Origin of the sequence: Enterobacter cloacae complex sp. S3, assembly GCF_014930495.1 — a bacterium.
GTDB classification, from domain to species: Bacteria; Pseudomonadota; Gammaproteobacteria; order Enterobacterales; family Enterobacteriaceae; genus Enterobacter; species Enterobacter asburiae_B.
This window is the reverse complement of sequence record NZ_JADBRD010000080.1, coordinates 1-7,854: the sequence shown is the minus strand read 5'-3', so window position 1 is coordinate 7,854 and position 7,854 is coordinate 1. Positions and strand designations below refer to the sequence as shown.

Here is a 7,854-nt window from a genome sequence, read left to right as displayed (position 1 = left end):
TCGGTACACTAACTATCGTTTATGAAAAATTAGACGACTTGCAAGAAACCATCAGCAATCAAGCCGACAAAATTTAAAATTAATTAACATTATTTAATTAACACCTTTCTTGGTGGGGAAAAACTCACCCTGAGGAAATGAAAATGCAAAATTCCGTCGCAATTAATCAGCCGATTAAAACGCCTCAAATGCTGTTCGGATCTGACAACATTAATGACTTTGGCAACCGCGTTCAAAGCTGCCGGATGGAAGGTGATTCCATGCAGCCGACCATCGAACCATGTGAGGTTGTGGCTTTCGTTGATTGCGGTGGACGTGCGCTTACCTCTGGCATTTATGTTTACACAATGGATGCTTTTGGTCGCCCATGCCTTTTCATTAAGAGAATCGAGCCATTAGCTGATGGCTCATTAAAAATCATCTCTGATAACCATCATTACGAAACTTTCACCCTTAACACCGATGAACAGAAAGAAATCAAAATTCACGGTCGGGTAGTCGCGTCTTTGGCTGTGAGGCGCTTCGTATGACTTTCATCATTGATAAATCGGCATACAGAACAGCATGCCTTTATGCGGCCTGCGGTTACGAGGTAATCGCTCGTCTTTATCTTAAAAAAGCATATGGACGGTAATTATGATCGTCTTAAAAAGACAAGATATTCAGAGTGTGAATATCAAAGCTGAGCAACTGTCTGGTCTATCGCAAACATTATTTGAATATCACGACAAGCTCGATCACTTCCAACTTAAAGCAATTTGCGCTCTTGTTTATGACCTAGCCGCTGATATTCATGACTGGACCGAAAAAGAAGAGGAAATAGTTATGGGTTTGGAGGAGGAGCAGCGCAATGGATAAATTAATCGAGACATATCGCCGCCGAATTTTAAAAGCAGCGTTATTACGCCACCAGCGTAAAACAGGCAGTAACTGCATTGTTATAAAGCTTAATAAAGGCGGAATTAACACGGTCGAGTTAACAGAGATTCTTCTCGATGGATTATTACGAAAATTCGAAAGGCTCGCGATCAGTGAGCACGGGAATGTCGAAGGCGTAAAAGCTATCAAGGGAATTTACAGCAGCGCTGTCGATGTTAATGGCAGTGGTGAATTTCTTACGGATAGCGGGAAGGAATTAATCGACGAGCTCATTTCTGAGTTGGTTGAGTTCGTCAAAAAACAAAAAGTGGAGGCCCGGATCTGATGGCGCTGACAGCGATACGAATTCCTGAGTGGGTACACCTGCGGGCGGTCCATGTACTCCGCCAGTTCAGAGCCAGGCGAATTCATCCCTGCCGAATGCACGGCTCCGGAAATCTGAGCCTGAGGGTTAATCGCCGCTGGCGGTTGCTGTCAAGAGACGGCGGTCAGAACTGGGAAGTAATGAGTCACGAACGATACAGCAAAGTTAAGGACCGGAAATGAACGATAAACGCATCAGCACCACCTCAATTGACAGCGCCTTTGCCAAAGAGCTGCAGCCCGTTTACGTCGTATCACGACACGGCTACTCGCGCCGCTTCCTCAGCAGGAGCGCAGCGATCAGCAACCTTGCTCACTACATGGTAACCAAAACTTTTCATCGTGCCGGTTTGAATACCAACGAACCAGATGAGCCAGTTTTCAGCAACGGTATTTTGGTCAATCGCATGGGTCAGCACACACAACAATACCTCTTTGCGCACAAACGGTGCATGCGCCGTATTCGCCGAATTCTGGAACGTAAGCGCGAAACTCAGAAGTGGCTTGAGAAGTGGGACGCGATGCACGACCGCTACGTGAAAGATGTCGAGGCTCTGCAGTCCTGTAAACCTGACGGGGTGAAATGATGAAGTCTTTCATTCTCAGCATCATTGTTTCCATGCTGCTGGCGGCCACCGTTATCGGCGCGCTGATTGAATATAAATTTTTGGTGAGGTAGCGAGGCGATCCATGAATAAGCCAGTTTTAGAAATTATTAAGCGTTGGACCCGTCTGGCAACAGAGGCCAAGCAGCTGGGGCTCACCACCATCCCTATCGACCCGGAAAACATGTTGATGGTGCTGGGGGAGTTGCCGGCCAGTTCGGCTGAAAAGTCAGCCGATTGCCAGAATGACTATCAGGCTGCGATCGACATCTTGCGCGACAGAGCTGCTCGCGAACTCGATGGTGGTTTTCGCGCACATCACAACGCCCTGATTTATGCAGCTAATGAACTTGAAAACGCACAGGCTTTCGCAAAGGAGAACTTTAATGGCTAATTCATTCAAACAGATGACAAAATCTGGCGTTATTAAACGTACCGATACAGGGATGTTTATCAGCCTTGATCAAATCCATGTGCGTGAAGGTTTCAATAAGCGTGAAGACGACGAACGTACCCGCCAGGCTGATGATGACCTATTCAACTATCTGATGAACGGTGGTTCTGTTCCTCCGCTGGAGGTTATTGCTCGTGATGAAGGTGGTGTGTGGGTTGTTGAAGGTCACCGCCGTCGTCGCTGCTATGCGCGCTGCGCTGAAGCTGGAAAGCCAGTAGACCGCATTCACATCATGCCGTTCAACGGTAACGATGTGCAGCGCTTGGCACGCATTATGACCAGCAATAACCAGCTCCCTCTCTCTGATATGGAACAGGCAGCAGTTATTCAGGAACTGCATAACGCCTTCAATCAGACTACCAGCGAGATCGCAAAACTGGTCAATAAATCAGTGGCCACGGTAGAGAAGTTGCTGCTCCTGAGCACGGCAAACCATGACGTTCAGCAGGAAGTTAAATCTGGTGCGGTGTCAGTCGATGTCGCGGTTGATCGCGTTATGGAGTATGGCGAACAGGCCGGAAAAGTTCTCCAGCACGACAAAGCAGTGGCAGCTGCGCAGGGTAAAACGAAAGTTACCCGTAGCTCTATCGCACCGGAACTGAGCATAAAGAGCGCGCGCCGTTTCGTTGAATTGATGGCTCAGGCCACGATCAGCGATGAAGGTGTTTTCACTCTTGAAGGTGCTGCTCTGGCCGAAGCACTGTCGATTATGGACGAGCAAAAAGCGATTGCGGAAGCGCGTGAAACATACCGCCTTTCACAACCAATACCTGAAACAGAGGTGGTAGGAAAAACTCTTTACGTGAAGCTGGAAGGGATTGAGATCGGCACCGCACAAATCTATCGAGGAAAGAACGTCATCCTGAATGGGATCGTCACCAGCCAGTCAAAGGCTGTGGCCCACTTTGTTAAACAATACAAACTTCAGCAGGATACGAACGCTGGAGAGGTTCAAGATGGCCCTAACAGTTTTTCAAACCGAAATCCTTTGCAGGAGGTCAGCCATGAGTCTTGACTGTGTACCCCTTTCTACGTACTGCAGGGACGCGGGGGAAACGGTAGAAGCCGTTAACAAACGGATACAAAGGGGGTTATGGAAGGAGGGAGTACATGTATTAAAAGTCGATGGCGTTAAAGAACGCTGGATTGACTTAACGGAGGTTTCAAAGTGGGCAAGAAAGAACAAGGATCATTATCTCTCCCAAGAGGAGTAACCATACGCCAGCATAAAACTGGCGACACTCTGGTTATCACTTTCACATACAAAGGGGTTCTGTGCCGGGAGCCCCTCTCCAAAATGGAAGCAAACGCGCGCGGTGTGAAGTACGCCGAGCGCCTGCTCGGGGAGATACAAAACCAGATCGTCAGTGGCACCTTTGAATATGCGAAATATTTCCCCAACTCCAAAAAGCTGGAGCTGTTCGGGGTGGTGAAGAAAACCAAAAACATAAAGTCTTACCTGGACGAGTACCTGAAAATCTGCCAGAACCGCAACCTGTCCCCGTCGACTATCAACGGCTATGAAAAATGCCTGTCGGCGCTGTCAGCACTGCATAAACTCCACGTGTCAGAACTGACGCCAGCGGTCCTTAAAAACTGGATAGCCAGCCGGAAAACAAAGCTGAAAACGACCAGGAATAACCTTTCGTTTCTGCGCAGCGCCATCGATGAAGCTGTTACGGATGGCCTGCTGACCATAAACCCGGTAACCCTCGTCAGCGCCAGCCGATACCACGTGATCGACAGCACCCCGAGCGCCGATGATTACGAGGTTGACCCTTTCACGCCAGCGGAGACCCTCGCCATTTACCAGAGCTGCAGGTACTCGGAATGGGAAAACCTGTTCCGCTTTGCTTTCAATACCGGTCTGCGGAGCTCCGAACTGTGCGCGCTGCGCTGGCCTGATCTCGACACCATCGCGAACACAGCCCACATTCAGGCGGCCAGTGTCGTAGGGGTACTTAAAGGCACCAAGACAAAAGCCGGTACCCGTAAGGTTGAGCTAAACAGTGAGGCGCTGGCAGCCCTGAAGGCGCAGAAACAATACACCTTTATGAAAAGTGAGTTTATATTCAGCGATCCGAAAACGGGAGAGCCCTGGGCGAACGCCGACGCGATCCGTAAAAAAGCATGGGTACCGACCCTAAAAAAAGCTGGCGTGCGCTATCGTAACCCGTACCAGACACGGCACACATTCGCCACCAAGCATATTAGCCAGGGTGTTAACCTCTTCTGGCTAGCCGGACAGATGGGCCACAAAGGGCCGGAAATGATATTCCGCAATTACGGTAAATATCTGGCTGAATATGACGGTAAAACCGCAAAAGAGGCAGTTAGGTAAAATGTGAAGGACAAAAAAACCCGGTGTTGACCGGGTTTAAACATATTGCTGCATCGACTCAAGAATCAATCGTTTGTGTCTACGGAGCATCGTTTCCGATAGCTCAACAGCTTCATAAATTGAGCGCAGACAATAGCCAGCAACACGTCCTTTATATGTCTGCGTATAGTTCGAAGTTATCTGCTCCTTGACTACTTCCAGATCAAACGCTTGATGGGCTTCTATACAATTTACGAACGAATCCCATTCAAGGAAGGGATGATCTGCTTCAAGCAAATCAACCTGGCACTGAAGCAAATGGGGGCGAGCAAGGATGTACTCGCTAATATCTGAATTTATAAGCAAAACGAGAAGGGGTTCGCAGCAGCAAACCACCATGTATTTATGCTTCTCTGGAGTTGTAAAATCGCAGAAGAGATAAATCACATCACCAACAGAAAGTTGATGATGTGACGCAAAAGTTTGGGCAAAATTTGAAGGGAAAATGTCCCCTAAATTAGGCATTCTATCTTCCGCTGAAAAGATGGGAAATCAGTAAGTCAGCATCTTTACAGCTTCCGGCGATAACTTCCAGAGGGATTTCACCATTTTCGTTTGCCGAAGACCAAACTTCATCGTGACTCATTTCACGAATCTGACCAAATGATAGCTTGCCAATCATCTCGATTGCCTCGTCAATACATTTAAGATCAGAATCACTGAAAACATCATCATCAACAGGGCGCAAAGGCTCTACACGGTAGTTATGCGATTTCTCATAAACCCGAAGCGCTGACTTTATGTCTTCAACTTCGATTCCATTTGGAATGAAGCGTCCCTTACCTTGGGCAATTTTGATGATGTCATAGGTGTTTTCTGCGACTGGGCCATCTTTCATAGCCTTGTACTCATCGCCGGTAATGAGACGACCATAACGCTCCAGGTGAGCGCGGTCAGCGTAGTAAAGGATTTTCCCGACATGGTAAATGTCAGGTACGGGTGCTTTAGAGGCTACATACAGAATGGCCTCTAAAGCCTTTTCTGAATCGAACCGAATCTTAAGCATCTCGACACCTTTCATACAAATGGCTTTATGAAGTAACAACTCATTAGGACTTTTTGTCCTATCTAGGCACAGTTTATAGCCAGCTATAATGAATAATCAACCATTGGTTGATCATTTTAGAGGCATGTTTAGAGTCATTTCATGCCAACATTTTACACGATACCTGCGCGTTCGATACATTTACCCCAAAGGTAAAGGCACATTGCTAGACAATCCTTACATTGTAAAGAGTTGCGAGCTCGCGAGAGTTTTCGTTGACAAAGCAAACAATAGCACTTTTTGCATAGGTTTTATGACGGAGATTACTAGGGCTTAATAATGCAGGAAATATTTCAAGATGTTGGACAGAATCAGGACGTTAGACAGACCTCAATATGCACGTAAAATGCACTTGATGCCTGCCACAGTGACATAATTGTTTATTTTCAATGAGTTAAATACCTTTCGGACGCGAGTTCAACTCCCGCCAGCTCCACCAAATCATGATCCGGATACGTCCGGTGAAGTACAGAAAGCCCGCATGGCATCAGCCCTTCGGGCTTTTTTGTGTCTGTCGTTGTCCGAGACGATCCGCCTGAATCCAGTAAAAATTGGTACACGTTTAGGTACACGCTATACTGTGGTCCATTAAACGTGTACCAATTATGGAAGGAATCCAGACATGGCGCGCATCACACGCCCCCTAACTAACAACGAAATTCTAAAAACTAAACCCCGCGATAAAGACTTCACACTTCATGATGGTGATGGTCTGTTCTTACTCGTCAAAACCTCCGGTAAAAAACTCTGGCGCTTCCGTTATCAACGACCGGGAAGCAGCAGCCGAACAAATTTGAGCCTCGGCTCATACCCTGCCCTTACACTCGCAGCAGCTCGTCAGATACGCGACCAGCATTTAACTACTCTTGCGCATGGTACCGATCCCCAGCAGCAGGAAGAGCAAGTCTCTGAGCAGCGGCAGATTGAGTTGGACAGTATTTTCTCGACCGTGGCCGCCAACTGGTTTCAGCTCAAGAGTAAAAGCGTCACAGAGGATTATGCGAAAGATATTTGGCGTTCATTAGACAAAGATGTTTTCCCAGCTATCGGCGCAATACCTGTTCAGGAACTCAAAGCCAGAACAATTGTTGAAGCACTGGAGCCAATCAAAGCACGTGGGGCATTGGAGACAGTTCGACGTTTAGTGCAGCGAATTAACGAAATCATGATTTACGCCGTCAACACCGGCCTGATTGATGCTAATCCGGCATCAGGTGTTGGTATGGCTTTTGAAAGACCCAAAAAGCAAAATATGCCTACGCTGCGGCCAGAAGAATTGCCAAAGTTGATGCGTTCTTTGGTTATGTCGAACCTGTCTGTACCGACTCGCTGCCTGATTGAGTGGCAGCTCCTGACTCTTGTTCGCCCTTCTGAGGCCTCTGGTGCTCGGTGGGAAGAAATCGATCTCGATGCCAAGCTTTGGACAATTCCAGCTGAACGGATGAAGGGCAAACGCGAGCACGTTGTTCCTTTATCTCCTCAGGCGCTATATATATTGGATGTGATGAAGGCTATCAGTGCTCACCGGGAGCATGTTTTTCCAAGTAGAAATGATCCAAAGCAAGCAATGAACAGCCAAACGGCTAATGCAGCATTGAAGCGTATCGGATATGGAGGCAAGCTAGTCGCACATGGTTTACGTTCAATAGCAAGCACAGCTCTGAATGAAGCGGGTTTTAACGCAGATGTTATTGAAGCTGCCTTGGCGCATACAGATAAAAATGAAGTTAGAAGGGCATATAATCGTTCAATCTATTTAGAGCAGCGAAAAGATTTAATGTCTTGGTGGGGTGTTTTTGTGAATAAAACTAATAAATAAGGATTACTACACATGGCAAACGAACTATTTAAAGCATTCAAAGCATCAGAGTTACATGATAAGAACATTAATTTCCTTATCGGCTCAGGTGCTTCAGCTTCGTATATACCAACGCTAAAGATTAATGATGATTTAACTTACGAGGATCTACTTACAGATAATAACTACTCTGACATAAACAACTTCATTTACTATCAATATTATAAAAATATTTTAAAAAAGAGTTTCTGTTTCCTGCCAAAAGCTGATGATACCAGATCGCGTAAAAGTCGCAGAAAAACATTAAATGCGTACATACAATTAATAGAT

11 protein-coding genes and 1 pseudogene are annotated in these 7,854 nt (G+C 46.7%); 10 read left to right on the top strand and 2 right to left on the bottom strand.

Going from position 1 to position 7,854, the window contains the following annotated elements:
- Positions 1–143 precede the first annotated feature (143 nt).
- From IM317_RS23425 to IM317_RS23395, 8 genes are all read left to right on the top strand, one after another.
- Complete coding sequence (locus tag IM317_RS23425; RefSeq protein WP_023344749.1) at positions 144–530, top strand: S24 family peptidase; 387 nt, start codon at positions 144–146, stop codon at positions 528–530.
- Positions 531–636: 106 nt separating this feature from the next.
- The gene (locus IM317_RS23420; RefSeq protein WP_033146318.1) at positions 637–858 is read left to right on the top strand and encodes a hypothetical protein; all 222 of its coding nucleotides are present in this window, start codon (positions 637–639) and stop codon (positions 856–858) included.
- Positions 851–1,204: a hypothetical protein gene (locus IM317_RS23415; RefSeq protein WP_033146319.1), complete on the top strand. Its 354-nt coding sequence runs from the start codon at positions 851–853 to the stop codon at positions 1,202–1,204. The genes IM317_RS23420 and IM317_RS23415 overlap by 8 nt, the downstream gene beginning before the upstream one ends.
- A 217-nt stretch (positions 1,205–1,421) precedes the next feature.
- Positions 1,422–1,829, top strand: a complete 408-nt coding sequence (locus IM317_RS23410; RefSeq protein WP_033146321.1) for a hypothetical protein — start codon at positions 1,422–1,424, stop codon at positions 1,827–1,829.
- Positions 1,830–1,932: 103 nt separating this feature from the next.
- Entirely contained in the window at positions 1,933–2,241 is a 309-nt protein-coding gene (locus IM317_RS23405; RefSeq protein ID WP_033146322.1) for a hypothetical protein, read from the top strand.
- Positions 2,234–3,316: a chromosome partitioning protein ParB gene (locus IM317_RS23400; protein WP_227010979.1), complete on the top strand. Its 1,083-nt coding sequence runs from the start codon at positions 2,234–2,236 to the stop codon at positions 3,314–3,316. The genes IM317_RS23405 and IM317_RS23400 overlap by 8 nt, the downstream gene beginning before the upstream one ends.
- Positions 3,306–3,515, top strand: a complete 210-nt coding sequence (locus IM317_RS24085) for a hypothetical protein (protein WP_000050710.1) — start codon at positions 3,306–3,308, stop codon at positions 3,513–3,515. Before IM317_RS23400 ends, IM317_RS24085 begins: the two co-directional genes overlap by 11 nt.
- Entirely contained in the window at positions 3,470–4,642 is a 1,173-nt protein-coding gene (locus tag IM317_RS23395; RefSeq protein ID WP_033146323.1) for an Arm DNA-binding domain-containing protein, read from the top strand. Before IM317_RS24085 ends, IM317_RS23395 begins: the two co-directional genes overlap by 46 nt.
- Before the next feature lie 36 nt (positions 4,643–4,678).
- On the opposite strand, the gene IM317_RS23390 is transcribed toward IM317_RS23395, so the two are convergent.
- Together IM317_RS23390 and IM317_RS23385 are read right to left on the bottom strand one after the other, a co-directional pair.
- Positions 4,679–5,146, bottom strand: a complete 468-nt coding sequence (locus IM317_RS23390; protein ID WP_033146324.1) for a hypothetical protein — start codon at positions 5,144–5,146, stop codon at positions 4,679–4,681.
- Position 5,147: 1 nt separating this feature from the next.
- On the bottom strand, positions 5,148–5,687 hold the full coding sequence (locus IM317_RS23385; RefSeq protein WP_033146325.1) for a Panacea domain-containing protein: 540 nt from the start codon (positions 5,685–5,687) through the stop codon (positions 5,148–5,150).
- 661 nt (positions 5,688–6,348) lie between these two features.
- Here IM317_RS23385 and IM317_RS23380 point away from each other — a divergent pair.
- Both IM317_RS23380 and IM317_RS24080 read left to right on the top strand, forming a co-directional pair.
- Entirely contained in the window at positions 6,349–7,545 is a 1,197-nt protein-coding gene (locus IM317_RS23380) for an integrase domain-containing protein (RefSeq protein WP_033146326.1), read from the top strand.
- 12 nt (positions 7,546–7,557) lie between these two features.
- A pseudogene (locus IM317_RS24080) lies at positions 7,558–7,854 on the top strand (hypothetical protein); the annotation flags it as partial.

Bases quoted from the DNA above. Each gene is read 5' to 3' on its own strand.
- IM317_RS23425 (WP_023344749.1), top strand. From the start codon at position 144: ATGCAAAATTCCGTCGCAATTAATCAGCCGATTAAAACGCCTCAAATG.
- IM317_RS23420 (WP_033146318.1), top strand. From the start codon at position 637: ATGATCGTCTTAAAAAGACAAGATATTCAGAGTGTGAATATCAAAGCT.
- IM317_RS23415 (WP_033146319.1), top strand. From the start codon at position 851: ATGGATAAATTAATCGAGACATATCGCCGCCGAATTTTAAAAGCAGCG.
- IM317_RS23410 (WP_033146321.1), top strand. From the start codon at position 1,422: ATGAACGATAAACGCATCAGCACCACCTCAATTGACAGCGCCTTTGCC.
- IM317_RS23405 (WP_033146322.1), top strand. From the start codon at position 1,933: ATGAATAAGCCAGTTTTAGAAATTATTAAGCGTTGGACCCGTCTGGCA.
- IM317_RS23400 (WP_227010979.1), top strand. From the start codon at position 2,234: ATGGCTAATTCATTCAAACAGATGACAAAATCTGGCGTTATTAAACGT.
- IM317_RS24085 (WP_000050710.1), top strand. From the start codon at position 3,306: ATGAGTCTTGACTGTGTACCCCTTTCTACGTACTGCAGGGACGCGGGG.
- IM317_RS23390 (WP_033146324.1), bottom strand. From the start codon at position 5,146: ATGCCTAATTTAGGGGACATTTTCCCTTCAAATTTTGCCCAAACTTTT.
- IM317_RS23385 (WP_033146325.1), bottom strand. From the start codon at position 5,687: ATGCTTAAGATTCGGTTCGATTCAGAAAAGGCTTTAGAGGCCATTCTG.
- IM317_RS23380 (WP_033146326.1), top strand. From the start codon at position 6,349: ATGGCGCGCATCACACGCCCCCTAACTAACAACGAAATTCTAAAAACT.